Source organism: Cupriavidus sp. HY129 (assembly GCF_059492215.1).
On sequence record NZ_CP083254.1, the window covers coordinates 226,142 to 243,258 of the forward strand.

Sequence of the window (17,117 nt, forward strand, 5' to 3'; positions counted from 1 at the left end):
GACACCCATGCAGGCCGAGTACGACAGCAACAACATCTTCGCGCGCATCCTGCGCGGCGAACTCCCGTGCTTCAAGGTTTATGAAGACGCGGACACGATTGCGTTCATGGACATCATGCCGCAATCAGACGGTCACACACTCGTTGTGCCGAAGGAGCAGGCCGTCGACGTGTTCGGCCTGTCCGAGGCCGGCGCGGCCGCGGCGATCCGCGCGACGCAGATCGTCGCGCGTGGCGTGCGCGAGGCCTTTCAGCCCGATGGCGTGGTGATCAGCCAGTTCAATGGCGCAGCGGCCGGCCAGACCGTGCCGCACATCCACTTCCATATCGTGCCGCGCTACGTGGACCAGCCGCTGCGCGGCCATGCACGCCAGCAACAGGACATGGCCGTGCTCAAGCAGCATGCCGAGCGCGTCATTGCCGCGCTGGCGAAGCTCAAGGGCTGAGCGCGCCTGGAAATACGAATCTCCAAACAACTGGAAACTGAAGGAAGGAAGACAGACATGGCAATCAAGACAGTGGGCATCGTTGGTGCCGGCACGATGGGTAACGGCATTGCGCAGGCCTGCGCGGTGGTCGGCATCGACGTGGTGATGATCGACATCAGCGACGCCGCCGTCCAGAAGGGCATCGCCACCGTGGCGGGCAGCCTCGACCGCCTGATCAAGAAGGAAAAGGCCACCGAGGCGGACAAGGCCGCGGCGCTGGCACGTATCCACGGCAGCACGTCGTACGAGGATCTGAAGCGCGCCGACATCGTGATCGAGGCGGCCACCGAAAACTTCGACCTGAAGGTCAAGATCCTGAAGCAGATCGACGGCATCGTCGGCCCCGACGTGATCGTCGCGTCGAACACCTCGTCGATCTCGATCACCAAGCTGGCCGCCGTGACGTCGCGCGCGGACCGCTTCATCGGCATGCACTTTTTCAACCCGGTGCCGATGATGGCGCTGGTCGAACTGATTCGTGGCCTGCAGACCAGCGATGCCGCGCACGCCGACGTCGAGGACCTCGCCAAGCGTCTGGGCAAGTACCCGATCACGGTCAAGAACAGCCCGGGCTTCGTGGTCAACCGCATTCTCTGCCCGATGATCAACGAAGCGTTCTGCGTGCTTGGTGAAGGCCTGGCCTCGCCCGAGGAAATCGACGAAGGCATGAAGCTCGGCTGCAATCATCCGATCGGCCCGCTGGCGCTGGCCGACATGATCGGCCTGGACACGATGCTTGCCGTTATGGAAGTGCTCTACACCGAGTTCGCCGATCCGAAGTACCGTCCGGCCATGCTGATGCGCGAAATGGTGGCCGCAGGCTATCTGGGCCGCAAGACCGGCCGTGGCGTGTACGTGTACAGCAAGTAAGTCTCAGGCGCGCGTTGCGCGCTGATCCGGCCCCTTCCGCCACGGCGAGAAGGGGCCGCGAATAACGATGAGCCAATAGTTTGCCACACGTCAATTGTTCGCGAATGTTGGGTCGCACTGGGAAGTAGCATCGCTGCACATGTACTCGATGTGGTGGTGATGATGGTAACGAGGCGCGAGATTTTGATAGCCATTCCCGCAATGGGTGTGGCGGCAGCCACCGGCTGCCATGCAACGGAACCGGGGGACTCGCTGCGTTCCGACTTCAAGGACCCCGATATCACGGATCCGCTGGAGGATCTCAAGGCGGTGCTTCAGGTGCTGCTTGGCGAGATTCCGGTTGTCGGTTCGTCCGCCTCGGCATTGCTGGGTTTGCTCTGGCCCTGGAATCGAGATGTCTGGGACGATATCCGCGGGCGCGTGGAAGCGTTGATCAACCAGAAGATCGAGGAGGCCGTCTTCAGTCTTCTCAAGCAGAAGCTCAACGGTATCGCCGATACGCTCAAGCTCTACGTATCGGCCGCCTCGACGGGCGACACGCAGAACATGATGATGCAATTCGTCGCGACCAATACGTCGATGGTCGCCGCTTCGCGGGAATTCCGTAATCCCGATTTCCAGTGGAAAATCGCGCCGCTTTTCGCGGTATTCGCGCAATTACATATGGTGCTGTTGCGTGACGTCGCCCTGAACGGCAAGGACTGGAGCTGGAACGCGAAGGTCTATGAGAGCTATGTCAAGCTGGCCACCGACACAGCGCAGGACTATGGTCAGTATCTCGACGATGTGGCGCAGGCCGAGCGCAAACGACTAGCCGAGCAAGCGCCGACGAGTCCCGGCCAGCATCGCACGAACATCCACAATTACTGGCAACCGTTCGCGTGGCAACGCATCACGCTGTTGTCGGACTTCCGCGTACTCGTGGCGGCGATGGACCCGGTGACGCATCCAGGCCCCGTGCATGACCTGCCGTACGAAGATGTGTACAGCAAAGCGTATGGTACGGCCGACAATTGGGACAATACCGCTCGGGGTTGGGCCGATGGCGTGACCACGCCGTTCGCGCGGCCACTCGCCAATCCTTCGAGCATCTACATTGAATACTTCAACGGCACGCCGCGTGTCGTGGATGTGCGTTACCCGTCGGCGATGGGGCCGATGGTGTTCGGCGGCAGGCGCACCGACGTCGTTGGCATCATTGCCAATCGCGCTCCCGGCGTGGAGACGCGTACCGTGACCATTCCCGCCCCGGTGGGCGGAGCGCGCTTCAACATCGTTGGCGCATCGATACGCAGCGGCAGTATCCCGCTGACGCTGGTGCTCAAGCTAGACGACGGCACGTCGTTGACATTGTGGAATCGCACGGACCTGCGTGCGCCGATGGAGGATGTGCCGGTACCGTCCGGGCGCAAGCTCACGACGCTGACGATGTGGACGCGCAGCCGGTTCTACCAAAACGATCTCGGTTGTCTGGTGATTGGCTTCAGCCGCGATCCCGACGATGTGCCGCAACGCACACGCGATCTGCTCTATATCACGTCGACCGGCGAGGACCTCAACACACGGCTGCTGCGCAGTAGCGGCATCTCGCGGAGGCTGCAGGAGCAGCGCGACGCGTACTGGAATTGGCTGCGCAGCGCACGCTGATCGTCATTCCCCATACTGCCGCAGTCCCTCCAGATCGAGTGCTTCGATCACACCATAATCCACGCGTACCAGCCCCTGCTGTTCCAGCACCTTGAGGGCCTGGTTCGCGCGCTGACGCGAGATGCCGGCGAGCAGTCCGATCTCTTCCTGCGAGATTTCGAGCGTGGTGCCAATGCCGGGATAGAGGCTCTCATTGAACAGCGACGACACGGCGCGCGCCACGCGCGAATCGATGTCGAGCAGCCGTTCGTATTCGACCGCCGCGATGAACTGGCCAAGCCGGTCATTGAGTTGCATCAGCAGAAATCGCGTGAACGGCAGGCTGGTATCCAGCAACCACTGAAAAGTCTCGATGGGAATGAAGGCGATGCGTGACCGGCGCAGCGCCATGACGTCGTACTTGCGGATCTCGTGCTTGAGCACCGCGCCTTCGCCAAACCATCCGCCCGTGGGCACGCCCGTGAACGTGACCGACTTGCCCGACGGCGAGACAGTTGTGATCTTGACCACGCCCTCCACGACGCCGAGCCAGTGCTCGGCCATCTCGCCCTTGTGGCAGACATACTCGCCCTGGCTGTACTCGCGCACCGCAGTCACACGTTTGACACGCGCGCGCTGTTCGGGGCTCAGGTTGATGGCCCAGGCGCATCGGTCGATGAAGTCGTTGTTGGTGGCGGTCATCTCAATCGTAGGGATTAACCCGGAATTGTCATCGGCGTGACAACCCCGGGGGATGGCATCGGCTATCTTACGATCACGCGGAACCGGCCTTTGCCAGCACATTCAGATGCGATCGCACTAACAGGCAAGGCAGGCATGATGCAGTGCGGCAGCGCCGCATGTGACGTGCCCAGTATAACGACCGGTCTAGGGGCTTGATACCCGGCGTGGCCCGTAGGGAACCAACCCTGCGTCCGATGGTGGAGAGGAGACAGCGATGCAGGAATCGTCGGCAACGACCTTCCCGCGATGCCTGCTGGCGCACGCCACGCAGCGGCCCGATCATCCGGCCTATCGCGAGAAGGATCTCGGTATCTGGCAGACATATGGCTGGGCGCAGACCGCGAACGAGGTAAGGGCACTCGCCTGTGGGCTCGCGGCGCTGGGCTTCCGGCGCGGCATGAACCTGGCCGTGGTCGGTGATAACCGTCCGCGTCTGTACTGGGCCATGACCGCCGCCCAGGCGCTGGGAGGCATTCCGGTGCCGCTGTACCAGGACGCGATCGCCAACGAGATGATCTATGTGCTCGACGATGCGGAGATCGAGTTCGCGATCGTCGAGGACCAGGAACAGGTCGACAAGCTGCTCGAAGTGGAATCGCAGCTCGCCGCGCGAGGCCGCGCGGTACGCCACCTGATCTACGAAGACCCACGCGGACTGCGCGATTACGATCACCCGTCGCTGCTTTCGTACGAACGCGTGCAGGAGATCGGCCGCGAGTTCGACCGCGCGAACCCCGGATTCTTTGACGCGGCAGTGCAGGCCGGCGCGCCGGAAGACACGGCCATCATCCTCTATACATCCGGCACCACTGGCAAACCGAAGGGCGTATGCCACTCGCATGCGGGCCTGATTGGCTCGGCCCGTAACGGCTGCCAGTTCGATGGCCTTGGTGCCGATGACGACGTGCTGTCGTACCTGCCGATGGCCTGGGTAGGCGACAACCTGTTCTCGTACGCGCAGGCGCTGGTGGCAGGCTTCACAGTGAACTGCCCGGAGTCTCGCGAGACCGTGATGACAGATCTGCGCGAGATCGGCCCGACTTACTACTTCGCACCGCCGCGCATCTATGAAGGGCTGCTGACGCAGGTCATGATTCGCATGGAGGACGCGGGCTGGGTCAAGCGCCGCCTCTTTCAATGGGCGATGAACGTGGCGCGCCGTTGCGGCGCGGACATCCTCGACAAGCGGCCGGTAGCGACGCTGGATCGTCTGCGCTACGCGCTGGGTGAAGCGCTGATCTACGGCCCGCTTCGCAACGTGCTTGGCATGAGCCGCATCCGCGTGGGCTACACGGCAGGCGAGGCGATTGGTCCGGACCTGTTCCGCTTCTATCGCTCGATCGGCATCAATCTGAAGCAGTTCTACGGCCAGACCGAAACCTGCGCGTACGTCTGCCTGCAGCCGGACGGACAGGTCAAGTTCGATACGGTGGGACCGGCCGCCCCAGGCATGGAGATCCGCATCGCCGAGAACGGCGAAGTGCTGGTGCGCGGCGTGGGGCTGCTCAAGAACTACTACAAGCGCGACGACGCCACACGCGAGGCGATCAATGACGAGGGCTACTTCCTGACTGGCGACGCCGGCGTGATCGATGCCGACGGGCACCTCAAGATCATCGACCGGGCCAAGGACGTGGGCAAGCTGGCCGATGGCTCGATGTTCGCGCCCAAGTACATCGAAAACAAGCTCAAGTTCTTCCCGTACATCAAGGAAGCGGTGGCCTTCGGTACCGACCGCGACCGGGTCTGCGCGTTTATCAATATCGACTTCGACGCCGTGGGCAACTGGGCCGAGCGCCGCCATCTGCCCTATGCGGGCTACGTCGACCTGGCTGCCCAGCCCGACGTGATCGCGATGATCGCCGAATGCGTCGAGCAGGTGAACGCCGATCTGGCCGCCGATGCGATGCTGGCTGGGTCGCAGATCGCACGCTTCCTGATCCTGCATAAGGAACTCGATCCGGACGACGACGAACTCACGCGCACGCGCAAGGTGCGGCGCGGCTTCATCGCGGAGAAGTACGGCGTGCTGGTCGACGCGCTCTATGCGGGCAAGCCCGAGCAGTTCATCGAGACGCGCGTGAAGTTCGAGGATGGGCGCGAGGGCAGCGTGTCGTCCACGCTGAAGCTGGTGGATGTGAAGCGCTTCCCGCCCGTAGGCGGCGCGCGCGCGGCGTGAGCACGGAGGGTATGGCATGACGGTCACCCAGACAGCGTGGCAAGGCGGCATGGCCCGCGTGGACGCCACAGGCACGTTGGTGCCGCCGGGCGCGATTGCTCCGGCCGGGCACGTGGAGGGCACGCACGGCGACAGCCCGCGGCCCGACAGTGCGCGCGAGCCAGAATCGACGTCCCACGTCCGCACGCGCGGCGACGTGATTCTCGATCTGCAGAACATTTCGCTGTCGTTCGGCGGCGTGAAGGCGCTGACCGATATCTCGTTCGACGTCTGCGAGCACGAGATCCGCGCAATCATCGGCCCGAACGGCGCGGGCAAGAGCTCGATGCTGAACGTGATCAACGGCGTCTATCACCCGCAGCAGGGCCGCATCGTGTTTCGTGGGCAGGAGCGTCGCCAGATGCATCCCACGGCAGCGGCGCGGCAGGGCATCGCCCGGACGTTCCAGAACATCGCGCTGTTCAAGGGCATGACCGTGCTGGACAACATCATGACCGGCCGCAACACGCAGTTCCGCACGGGCGTGTTCGCGCACGCGCTGTGGTGGGGGCCGGCACGCGCCGAGGAGATGCGTCATCGCCGCAAGGTCGAAGAGGTGATCGACTTTCTCGAAATCCAGGCGATCCGCAAGACACCGGTCGGCAGGCTGCCTTACGGCCTGCAGAAGCGCGTGGAGCTGGCGCGCGCGCTGGCCGCGGAACCGTCGATGCTGCTGCTCGATGAACCGATGGCGGGCATGAACGTGGAAGAGAAGCAGGACATGTGCCGTTTCATCCTGGACGTGAACCATCAGTTCGGCACCACCATTGTGCTGATCGAGCACGACATGGGCGTGGTGATGGATATCTCCGACCGCGTGGTGGTGCTCGACTACGGCAAGAAGATCGGCGATGGCACGCCCGATGAGGTCAAGTCGAACCCGGACGTGATTCGCGCATATCTCGGCACGGCGCACTGAGCGCCCCGGGGTCATAGAGAGCATTGAGAGGATAGCGGCGATGAGTTTCTTCTTCGAAATCCTGATCGGCGGCTTGCTGTCAGGACTGATGTACTCGCTCGTGGCACTGGGCTTCGTGCTGATCTACAAGGCGTCCGGCGTGTTCAACTTCGCGCAGGGCGCGATGGTCTACTTCGCCGCGCTTGCCGTGGTCGGGTTGATGGACAAGGGTTTGCCGATGTGGGCCGCCGTGATCGGCGCGTTCATCGTCATGATCATCGTCGGCATGAGCACCGAGCGCTTCGTGCTGCGCAAGCTGGTCAACCAGCCGCCAATCACGCTGTTCATGGCCACGATCGGGCTGTCGTTCTTCCTGGAGGGGCTGGGGCCGCTGCTATTCGGCAACGAGGTGCGCCCGATCCAGCTCGGCATCGTCGACGAGCCGATCGAATCGATCCTGACGCGCTTCAACATCGTCGTGTCGAAGTTCGATCTGGCCGCCGCGCTGATTGCGGCGGTGCTGGTGGGGGGGCTGGCGCTGTTCTTCCAGTACACCAAGGTCGGCCGCGCGCTGCGCGCGGTGGCGGACGACCATCAGGCCGCGCTTTCGCTCGGGATTCCGCTGCAGAACATCTGGGCCATCGTCTGGGGCGTGGCCGGATTCGTGGCGCTGGTGGCCGGCATGTTGTGGGGCTCGCGCAATGGTGTGCAGTTCGCGCTGACGCTGACCGCGCTCAAGGCGCTGCCGGTGCTGATTCTCGGGGGTTTCACGTCGGTGCCCGGCGCGATCGTGGGCGGGCTGATCATCGGCGCATCGGAGAAGCTGGCCGAGATCTACATCCCGCCGGTGTTCCAGTCGGTGTTCGGCGGCAATTTCGGGGGGATCGAAGGCTGGTTCCCGTATGTGTTCGCGTTGCTGTTTCTGCTCGTACGGCCAGAGGGGCTGTTCGGCGAGAAGCACATCGACCGCGTCTGACGGAGAGCCGACATGCTTTATCGCGAATCCGGACAGTTCAAGACCAGCTACGTTGCCGACAGCCAGATTTTCCCGATCCGGCAGGACCGCATCTTCTTTGCCCTGCTGATGTCGGTGGCGTTTGTGGCGATTCCGTTCGTCGGCACCGAATACTGGCTCAGCGCCATCCTGACGCCGTTCCTGATCTTCTCGCTGGCGGCGCTTGGGCTCAACATTCTCACCGGCTACGCTGGCCAGCTCTCGCTCGGCACGGCTGCATTCATGGCGGTGGGCGCGTACGCGGCCTACAACTTCCAGCTTCGGATCGAAGGCATTCCGGTGCTGCTGACGTTCATCCTGGCCGGCGCGTCGGCGGCGGTGGTGGGTGTGGCGTTCGGGCTGCCGTCGCTGCGCATCAAGGGCTTCTACCTGGCGGTGGCCACGCTGGCCGCGCAGTTCTTCGTGGTGTGGGCGCTGACCAAGTTTCCCTGGTTGTCGAACAACAGTTCCTCGGGCGTGATCACGGCGCAGCGGCTCGACCTGTTTGGCGTGGCGATCGACACCCCGGTGAAGAAGTATCTGTTTGTGCTGGGCCTCGTCACCGTGCTGGCGCTGATCGCCAAGAACCTGGTGCGCTCGGCCACGGGCCGCGCGTGGATGGCGGTGCGCGACATGGACGTGGCGGCCGAGGTGATCGGCATCCCGCTGATGCGCACCAAGCTGTTGGCGTTCGCAGTCAGTTCCTTCTATTGCGGCGTGGCCGGCGCGCTGTATGCGTTCTGCTATCTCGGCTCGGTGGAGCCAGACGGCTTCTCGCTCGATCTGTCGTTCCGCATCCTGTTCATGATCATCATCGGCGGCGTAGGCAGCATCCTGGGCTCGTTCCTGGGCGCCGCATTCATCCTGCTGCTGCCGATCTTTCTCGACAACGTGCTGCCCGCGCTGGCGTCGTCGCTGCACCTGCCGTTCACGAACGCCACGGTGTCGCATATCCAGCTTATGGTGTTCGGCGGGTTGATCATCTTCTTCCTGATCGTCGAGCCGCATGGCCTGGCTCGCCTCTGGCAGATCGCCAAGGAGAAGCTGCGCCTGTGGCCGTTCCCGCACTAGTCCCGTGCCCCCGTATTTCATGTCGTTCCCATAACAACGCCCGATCGAGGTGAAGGAGACTGTGATGACAACCGTGTTTCGCAACGTGCAGCGCGCCGCCCTTGTGGTCAGCGTCGCGGCTGCCATGCTGGCACCGGCATTGCCGGCGCTGGCGCAAACCAATGATCAGTTCGTCGCGCTGCCAAGCTACCGTGTTGGCCCGTACGGCGCCAACGGCCAGTCGTTCTATGGCGGCTTCGTTGACTACCTGAACTACGTCAATCTCAAGGAGGGTGGCGTCAACGGCGTCAAGCTGAGCTGGGAAGAGTGCGAGACCGAGTACAACAACGCCAAGGGCGTGGAGTGCTACGAGCGCCTGAAGGCCAAGAGCAGTGCGAGCAAGGGCACCGCCTATCACACGATGTCCACGGGTATCTCGTACGCGCTGGTCGACAAGACCGCCGCCGACAAGGTGCCGCTGGTGATGATGGGCTACGGACGTACCGATGCCGTGGATGGCTCGGTCTTCCCATATGCGTTTCCGCTGGTGACGACGTACCAGATGCAGGTATCGGCCATCGTCAAGTTCCTGACGTCGAAGAACGGCGGATCGCTGGCCGGCAAGAAGATCGTCTACCTGTATCACGATTCGGCCTACGGCAAGGAGCCGATCGTCGCGCTCGAGGCCGAAGCCAAGCTCGGCAAGTTCAACCTGGTCGAGATTCCCGTGGCGCACCCGGGCAACGAGCAGGGCGCGCAGTGGCTCAAGATCCGCCAGGAGAATCCTGACTACGTGATCTTCTGGGGCTGGGGCGTGATGAACCAGACCGCGCTGAAGGCCGCGCAGAAGGTCGGCTACTCGCGCGACAAGATGATCGGGTCGTGGTGGGCCGGGTCCGAGGAGGACACGGTACCGGCTGGCGAGGCTGCCAAAGGCTATATGAGCGCCACTTGGAACGTGGCTGGCAAGAACGTGCCGCTGATCGCCGATATCGAGAAGGTGGTCTACGGCGCTGGCAAGGGCAACATGCAGGATCGCAACAAGGTTGGCTCGGTGCTCTATAACCGCGGCGTGTCGGCGGCCGTGGTGACCGTCGAAGCCATCCGCGGGGCGCAGGCGAAGTTCGGCAAGGGCAAGGTGATGAACGGCGACGAAATGCGCTGGGCCTTTGAGAACCTGAACCTGACCAGCGCGCGGTTGCAGCAGGTTGGCGCCACCGGGCTGCTGCCGGAGATCAAGACGAGTTGCGACAACCACGAGGGCTCGGGCAAGGTGAAGATCCAGCAGTGGGACGGCGCCAAGTGGGTGGTGGTGTCCGACTGGATCGAAGGCAACAAGAGCCTGATTCACCCGTTGTTCAAGGCCACGGCGGCGCAGTACGCGAAGGAGAAGGGCATCACGCCGGCTTGCATGAAGTCATAGGCGTTGTCTTTCCCCCGCTCCTACTCGTTGGGGGCGGGGAGCAAAACGATCTGGGATGCGGACATGACCCTTCTATCCGTCAACAACATCGAAGTCATCTACGACCACGTAATCCTCGTGCTCAAGGGCGTGTCGCTCGAAGTGCCTGAGGGTCGCATCGTGGCGTTGCTGGGCGCCAATGGCGCGGGCAAGACCACCACGCTCAAGGCGATCTCGAATCTGCTGCATGCGGAGCGTGGCGATGTCACCAAGGGCTCGATCGAATATCGCGGGCAGCGCGTGGACCAGCTCACGCCAAACGATCTGGTCAAACGCGGCGTGATCCAGGTCATGGAGGGGCGCCACTGCTTCGCGCACCTGACGGTCGAGGAAAACCTGCTGACGGGCGCCTATACCCGTGGGCTGTCGCGCGGCCAGACGCGCGATGAACTCGAGAAGATCTACGCGTACTTTCCGCGCCTGAAGACGCGCCGCAAATCGCAGGCGGGCTATACGTCCGGCGGCGAGCAGCAGATGTGCGCGATCGGGCGGGCCATGATGGCCAAGCCGGCGATGATCCTGCTCGACGAGCCGTCGATGGGCCTGGCGCCGCAGATCGTCGAGGAGATCTTCGAGATCGTGCGTGACCTGAATACCCGCGAGCGCGTCAGCTTCCTGCTGGCCGAGCAGAACACGATGGTGGCGCTGCGCCATGCCGACTACGGTTACATCCTCGAAAACGGCCGCGTGGTGATGGATGGCGATGCGGAATCGCTGCGCACCAATGAGGACGTCAAGGAGTTCTACCTGGGCGTGGCCGCCAACGATGCGGATGGTGCCGCGCGCAAGTCGTTCCGCGATGTGAAGAGCTACCGCCGCCGCAAGCGCTGGCTGGCGTGAACACAAGACAGACCATGGCTGCTGATCCTGTTGAATACTTCGATGCACTCGAGACACGCAACCCGGCCGAACGCGAGGTGGCGCTGTTTGCCGCCCTGGTGCGGCAGATTGCCCATGCGCAGTCGCGCGCGGCTTACTTCGCGGAGATACTCTGCGACATCGACGCGCGCGACATCACGTCGCGAGCCGCGCTGGCGACGCTGCCGGTCACACGCAAGTCCGAAATGACCATGCAGCAGCGTATCGCGCCGCCGTTAGGCGGCCTGAACGCGACCCCGCTGCGCGATCTGCGGCATGTGTTCCAGTCGCCGGGCCCGATCCACGAGCCCGACGGTCATGGACCAGACTGGTGGCGCACGGCGCGCGCCATGTTCGCCGCCGGCTTCCGTGAGGGCGATCTGGTCTACAACACGTTCTCATACCACTTCACGCCGGCCGGCATGATGATGGAGTCGGGTGCGCATCGGCTTGGGTGCTGCGTGTTTCCGGCCGGCGTCGGGCAGACCGAGTCCCAGGTGCAGGCGATGGCCAGCCTGCAGCCTTCCGCCTACGCGGGCACGCCGTCGTTCCTGAAGCTGCTGATCGAGCGGGGCGAGGAAATGGGTATGGCGTGCTCCAGCATTTCCAAGGCGCTGGTCAGTGGCGAGGCCTGTCCGCCCGCGCTGCGTGCCTGGCTGCAGGACCACGGCATCACCGCGCGGCAGATGTACGGCACCGCCGATCTCGGCCTGATCGCCTATGAGACCGAAGGCGGTGATGGCTGGGTGGTCGACGAGGGCGTGTTGGTCGAGATCGTCGAGCCGGGCGGCACGGAGCCGATGCCGGAAGGCGAAGTCGGCGAGGTCGTGGTGACGGTGCTCGGCAATGGCGACTACCCGTTGATCCGCTTTGGCACGGGTGACCTGTCGGCGATCGTAGCCGATTCATCGCATCGGGCAAGCCCGTGCGGCCGGACCAATATCCGGCTCAAGGGATGGCTCGGGCGCGCGGACCAGGCCACCAAGGTCAAGGGGATGTTCGTACACCCGGGGCAGGTGGGCGATGTCGTTCGGCGTCATGCGGAGATTCGCGCGGCGCGGCTGATCGTGACAGGCACGGTTGGCGCCGATGTGATGACGCTGCATTGCGACGTCACGCGCGAAGACGAGGCGCTGGCGGGGGCCATCCGTGAATCCATGCGCGAAGTCCTGCGGCTGCGTGGCGAAGTCCGCTTCGTGCCGGCAGGATCGCTGCCGCAGGATGGCAAGGTGATCGAGGATGCGCGTAGTTACGACTGACTACGATTGACGTGTGCCGACCCGCGCGGCCGCCTGATCCGCACGCCGGATCATTCCGGCTGCGCGTTGCTGCTCCGCGCATGGCCACCGCGAGGCCGCGTGGGCAGGCGCACCATCCACACGGTGGTTCCCAGCGCGATCGCGATCAGCGTGATCGACGCCACCGGCCGTTCGCGCATCATCCATGCCGTGATGGTCATCGAAGGCCACATCATCGATAACGCCAGGCATTTGGCCCGAAACGGGATGCTGCGGTGGGTCTGCCAGTCGTGCACGAGCGGGCCGAAGCGGTGATGTGCGAGCAGCCAGCGATGAAAGCGCTCCGAGCCACGCGCAAAGCACGCGGCTGCCAGCAGGACGAACGGCGTGGTGGGAAGGACTGGCAGGAAGATGCCGATGACCCCGAGCGCGAGGCTCAGGGTGCCGCAAGTGACCCAGAACGCGCGAATGGCGCGTTCGCGGTGCGTTAGCGTGGTCTGGCGTTCGGGGTCGTCTGGTTGCAACTGGAGAAATGCGGCTAGCGCGCCAAGGGCGGAAACGCCCTTATGCTACCAGCCCCAGGCGGGCGCGCGCGGCGTCGTACTCGCTCTTCATGCGTGCCACGATCTCACCGGCGGTGGGGATGTCTTCGATCTGGCCCACGCCCTGACCGGCGCCCCAGATGTCCTTCCATGCCTTGGCCTTCGAGCTGCCGCTGGAGAAGTCCATCTTGCTCTTGTCGGCCACGGGCAGGTTCTCCGGATCGAGCCCCGAATTGACGATGCTCTCGCGGATGTAGTTGCCGTGCACGCCCGTGAACAGGTTCGTGTAGATGATGTCCGACGCGGCCGAACTGGTGATCGACTGCTTGTACTCGAGCGCTGCGTGCGCCTCTTGCGATGCGATGAAGCGTGTGCCCACGTAGGCGAAATCCGCGCCCATGGCCTGCGCGGCCAGCACGGCTTCACCGGTGGCGATGGAGCCGGACAGCGCGATCGGGCCGTCGAAGAACTTGCGCACTTCGCCCACCAGCGCGAACGGCGATAGCGTGCCGGCATGGCCGCCCGCGCCGGCCGCCACCAGGATCAGGCCGTCAACGCCGGCCTCGATCGCTTTTTCGGCGTGGCGAATGTTGATGACGTCGTGCAGCACGATGCCGCCGTAGCTGTGCACGGCGTCGATCATTTCCTTGGGCGGGGCGCGCAGCGACGTGATGAAGATCGGCACCTTGTGTTCGACGCAGACCTTCACGTCATGCTCGAGGCGCGCGTTCGAGGCGTGCACGATCTGGTTGACCGCGATCGGGCCCACCGGCTTGCCGGGATTCGCCGCCTTGAAGTTGGCCAGTTCCGCCTGGATCTGGGTCAGCCATTCATCGAGCAGTTCGGCGGGGCGCGCGTTTAGCGCGGGGAACGAGCCGACGATGCCGGCCTTGCACTGCGCCAGCACCAGTTCCGGATAGCTGACGATGAACATTGGCGACGCGATAACGGGCAGGGCCAGGTTTTGCAGCACTGGCGGAATAAGCTTGGCGGCAGGCATGAAGTCTCCTCACATCCGTGTTATGGAACGATCGTTCGATTATAGGGAGTTTCGGGTAGCGTGGCGCCGGGCTAGAGGGCGCAGTCTATGCGCTTGCCTTGGGGTCTGGAATGGGAATCCTGCCAATCGTCCCCTGCGCGGTTGGCGCGCGAGACCTTGCCTGCTTGCTGAAAGCCACGACGAGTCGTGAGTTAGCGCAGAGCCAAAAAAAAGGCCCCGCTGGGTTAGCGGGGCGATTACCACGAAGACTGATAAGAAGAGACGGTCAGACACCTGCCAATGCCTTACCGTGAGACGAATCTTAGTAGCTGTTTGTGACCGCAAGAAGTCAGGCCAAGGACAATTCCGGAAAACCCTGAGTTTGGCCTTTCCGGGCGATTTTCGGCCCGTCCCCTGATTCCGGTCAGATCTTTTCGAGCAGCAGACCCTTCAGATATTCGCCTTCCGGGAAGGCCGCCGACATCGGATGGTCCGTGCCGGCCGACAGGCGGCGCAGGATCCGCGCATCCGAGCGCGCATCGGTGGCCGCGCCCGCCACGATCTTCTGGAACAGCTCCATGCTGATCGCACCCGAGCACGAGTACGTGAACAGCAGGCCGCCCGGACGCAGCAACTGCATCCCGACCAGGTTGATTTCCTTGTAAGCGCGGGCTGCACGGTCGATATGCTGTGCCGACGGCGCGAACTTGGGCGGGTCCAGCACGATCAGGTCGAACTGACGGCCCTCGGCGCGGAACTCGCGCAGCGTCTTGAAGACATCCGCGTCGAGCCACGTGGCGCGCGCCGGATCGAAACCGTTCAGCGTCACGTTGCTGGCCGCGATCTTGAGCGCCTCGCCCGACGAATCGATCGACGTCACCGACGTGGCGCCGCCACGCAGCGCCGCCAGCGAGAAGCCGCCGGTGTAGCAGAAGCAGTTCAGCACCTCGCGGCCCTCGGCGAGGTCGCCGACGAGCTTGCGGTTGTCGCGCTGGTCCACGTAGAAGCCGGTCTTGTGGCCGTTGCGCACGTCGACGTGGTAGCGCACGCCGTGCTCGGTCACCGACAGTTCCGGGTCGGGCTCGGCGCCTGCCAGCACGCCGGTCACCAGCGGCAGTCCTTCGCGCTGGCGCACCGCCGCGTCAGAACGTTCGTAGACGTTCGGGCAGCCGGTTTCCTTGATCAGCGCCTGCACCAGCGCGTCCTTCCATTGCTCCACGCCCGCGGCGTTGAACTGGCAGACGAGCTGGCCGCGTTCGCCCTGGCCGTAGTAGTCGACGATCAGACCTGGCAGGCGGTCGGATTCGCCGAAGATCAGGCGCACGGCGTTGGTGTCGCGCACCCATTGCTTGCGGTGTGCCAGGGCCGCCGACACGCGGCGCTTGAACATCGCGTGATCGACCGGCTCGTTCTCGTCGAACGTCCAGACACGCGCGCGGATCTGTGATTCGGGGCTGTACGCGCCGCGCGCCAGGAAGCGGCCGTCCGCGCTGCGGATGACCACGGTCGATCCCGGTTCGCAACGGCCTTCGGTAGCGGCGATGCCCGTGGCGTAGACCCACGGATGGCGCCGGAGCAGGGACTTTTCCTTGCCCGGCTTGAGGGTGATGACGTTCATGCGGTTACAGCACCACCTTGACCATCGGATGCCCGGTCAGCGCGCGATACAGCTCGTCGAGCTGCTCGCGGCTCGTGACCCACACGGTCACCGTCAGCCCCAGATAGTTGCCGTTGCGGGACGGACGCATCTCCATCTTGCCGGCGTGGAAGTTCGGGTCGAAGTCCTGGATCAGGGTCACGATCGCTTCGGCGAAGCCATCCTGCATCGCGCCCATGACCTTGATCGGGAAATCGCTCGGGTACTCGATCAGCGACTGTTCCGGCGGAATCTCCCCCGGAATCAGCGGACCGTTGTTCGAATCTGTAGACATCTCGAATCCTTGAACTCTTACTTGCGCTTGAACCAGAGGCGGATCGTATCCCACAGGCGGCCGAAGAAGCCGGCCTCCGGCACTTCCTCGAGCGCCACCACCGGGAATTCCGCCACCTTGTTGGCGCCGTCCATCAGCTTGACGGTGCCCACCTGCTGGCCGGCCGTGATCGGCGCGATCAGCAGTTCCTGGCGCTCCAGCACCGGCTTGAGGCGCGAGCCCGTGCCCTTGGGCACCGTGACGAACGTCTCGTTGGCCACGCCGATCTTGATCGTGCCGGTCTTGCCCTTGTAGATGTCGGGCGTGGCCAGCACCTGGCCCTTGTCGTACAGGCGCAGGGTGTCGAAGAACTGGAAGCCGTAGTTCAGGATCTTCAGGCTTTCCTGTGTGCGGATCTGCTCGGTGGCCGTGCCGATCACGATCGACACCAGTCGGCGCGAGCCGTTGGGCACATTGGCCAGCGGACGCTTTGCCGACGAAATCAGGCAGTAGCCCGCGGACTTCGTGTGGCCGGTCTTCACGCCGTCCACGGTCGGGTCGATGTACAGCAGACGGTTGCGGTTCGGCTGCCTGATCTTGTTATAGGTGAACTCCTTCTGCGAGTACATCGAGTAGTACTCGGGAAAGTCCTTGATCAGGCGCGTGGTCAGGATCGCCAGGTCCACCGCCGTGGTGTAGTGGTTCGGATCGGGCACACCGTCGGTGTTCGTGAAGTGCGTGTTCTTCATGCCCATGCGCTGGGCTTCACGGTTCATCATCACGACGAAGCCTTCTTCCGAGCCGCCCACGGCTTCGGCCAGCGCCAGCGAGGCGTCGTTGCCCGACTGGACGATCAGGCCCAGCAGCAGGTCCTGCACGCTGACCGGCTTGCCGGCTTCGATGAACATGCGCGATTCATCGCTTTTCACCTTGCGCACGATGTCGGTCGGCGTGACGGTCTGATCCAGCGTCAGGCGCTTTTCCTTGAGCGCCTCGAACGCCAGGTAGGCCGTCATCAGCTTGGTCAGCGACGCCGGCTCGATGCGCATATCTGCATTCTGTGACGCCAGCGCCTGGCCGCTCGTCACGTCGTACAGCATCCAGGACTTGGCGGCGACCTGTGGCACCGGCACGCCTTGCGCCATCACGGCTGCGGGCGCGGCGGCGAGTGTTGCCGCAACGATTACGGGAGCAATGGCGGATGCGACGTACGGCGTGACTCTGTTCAGCATGTGTAGGTT

The 17,117-nt window shown here is 63.8% G+C and carries 16 protein-coding genes; 10 read left to right on the forward strand and 6 right to left on the reverse strand.

Annotation, left to right across the window (positions count from 1 at the left end; translation table 11 throughout):
* The first annotated feature begins 7 nt into the window (after positions 1-7).
* The 3 genes from K6G35_RS01085 to K6G35_RS01095 all read left to right on the forward strand — a co-directional run bounded on the left by K6G35_RS01085 (position 8) and on the right by K6G35_RS01095 (position 3,004).
* Positions 8-445 carry an HIT family protein gene (locus tag K6G35_RS01085; protein ID WP_008641792.1) on the forward strand — a complete coding sequence of 146 codons (438 nt, stop codon included), beginning with the start codon at positions 8-10 and terminating at the stop codon, positions 443-445.
* A 57-nt stretch (positions 446-502) separates the two neighbouring features.
* Complete coding sequence (locus K6G35_RS01090) at positions 503-1,357, forward strand: 3-hydroxybutyryl-CoA dehydrogenase (protein ID WP_008641790.1); 855 nt, start codon at positions 503-505, stop codon at positions 1,355-1,357.
* A 183-nt stretch (positions 1,358-1,540) separates the two neighbouring features.
* Entirely contained in the window at positions 1,541-3,004 is a 1,464-nt protein-coding gene (locus tag K6G35_RS01095) for an insecticidal delta-endotoxin domain-containing protein (protein WP_495676007.1), read from the forward strand.
* A gap of 3 nt (positions 3,005-3,007) precedes the next feature.
* On the opposite strand, the gene K6G35_RS01100 is transcribed toward K6G35_RS01095, so the two are convergent.
* On the reverse strand, positions 3,008-3,685 hold the full coding sequence (locus tag K6G35_RS01100) for a Crp/Fnr family transcriptional regulator (protein WP_008641787.1): 678 nt from the start codon (positions 3,683-3,685) through the stop codon (positions 3,008-3,010).
* Positions 3,686-3,941: 256 nt separating this feature from the next.
* On the opposite strand from K6G35_RS01100, the gene K6G35_RS01105 reads away from it, so the two are divergent.
* From K6G35_RS01105 to K6G35_RS01135, 7 genes are all read left to right on the forward strand, one after another.
* On the forward strand, positions 3,942-5,906 hold the full coding sequence (locus tag K6G35_RS01105; protein WP_495676008.1) for an AMP-binding protein: 1,965 nt from the start codon (positions 3,942-3,944) through the stop codon (positions 5,904-5,906).
* A gap of 16 nt (positions 5,907-5,922) precedes the next feature.
* Positions 5,923-6,864 (forward strand): ABC transporter ATP-binding protein, encoded by a 942-nt coding sequence (locus K6G35_RS01110; RefSeq protein ID WP_008641783.1) that lies wholly within the window; start codon positions 5,923-5,925, stop codon positions 6,862-6,864.
* A gap of 40 nt (positions 6,865-6,904) precedes the next feature.
* On the forward strand, positions 6,905-7,819 hold the full coding sequence (locus tag K6G35_RS01115; RefSeq protein ID WP_008641781.1) for a branched-chain amino acid ABC transporter permease: 915 nt from the start codon (positions 6,905-6,907) through the stop codon (positions 7,817-7,819).
* Positions 7,820-7,831: 12 nt separating this feature from the next.
* On the forward strand, positions 7,832-8,908 hold the full coding sequence (locus K6G35_RS01120) for a branched-chain amino acid ABC transporter permease (RefSeq protein ID WP_495676009.1): 1,077 nt from the start codon (positions 7,832-7,834) through the stop codon (positions 8,906-8,908).
* 64 nt (positions 8,909-8,972) lie between these two features.
* Positions 8,973-10,310, forward strand: coding sequence for an ABC transporter substrate-binding protein (locus K6G35_RS01125; protein ID WP_495676010.1), 1,338 nt, complete (start codon positions 8,973-8,975; stop codon positions 10,308-10,310).
* Positions 10,311-10,373: 63 nt separating this feature from the next.
* On the forward strand, positions 10,374-11,189 hold the full coding sequence (locus K6G35_RS01130) for an ABC transporter ATP-binding protein (protein WP_017513968.1): 816 nt from the start codon (positions 10,374-10,376) through the stop codon (positions 11,187-11,189).
* Between the two features lie 14 nt (positions 11,190-11,203).
* Positions 11,204-12,466: a phenylacetate--CoA ligase family protein gene (locus K6G35_RS01135; protein WP_495676011.1), complete on the forward strand. Its 1,263-nt coding sequence runs from the start codon at positions 11,204-11,206 to the stop codon at positions 12,464-12,466.
* A 50-nt stretch (positions 12,467-12,516) separates the two neighbouring features.
* Here the strand turns inward: K6G35_RS01135 and K6G35_RS01140 are convergent, their stop codons facing one another.
* From K6G35_RS01140 to K6G35_RS01160, 5 genes are all read right to left on the reverse strand, one after another.
* Complete coding sequence (locus K6G35_RS01140; protein WP_008641772.1) at positions 12,517-12,969, reverse strand: YbaN family protein; 453 nt, start codon at positions 12,967-12,969, stop codon at positions 12,517-12,519.
* Positions 12,970-13,009: 40 nt separating this feature from the next.
* Positions 13,010-13,987 carry an NAD(P)H-dependent flavin oxidoreductase gene (locus tag K6G35_RS01145; RefSeq protein ID WP_008641770.1) on the reverse strand — a complete coding sequence of 326 codons (978 nt, stop codon included), beginning with the start codon at positions 13,985-13,987 and terminating at the stop codon, positions 13,010-13,012.
* 403 nt (positions 13,988-14,390) lie between these two features.
* A complete protein-coding gene (locus tag K6G35_RS01150) occupies positions 14,391-15,584 on the reverse strand; it encodes a class I SAM-dependent rRNA methyltransferase (protein WP_008641768.1) in 1,194 nt (397 codons plus the stop codon).
* Between the two features lie 4 nt (positions 15,585-15,588).
* Complete coding sequence (locus K6G35_RS01155) at positions 15,589-15,897, reverse strand: YbeD family protein (RefSeq protein ID WP_008641766.1); 309 nt, start codon at positions 15,895-15,897, stop codon at positions 15,589-15,591.
* Positions 15,898-15,914: 17 nt separating this feature from the next.
* Positions 15,915-17,108, reverse strand: coding sequence for a D-alanyl-D-alanine carboxypeptidase family protein (locus K6G35_RS01160; RefSeq protein ID WP_008641765.1), 1,194 nt, complete (start codon positions 17,106-17,108; stop codon positions 15,915-15,917).
* Between the last annotated feature and the right edge of the window lie 9 nt (positions 17,109-17,117).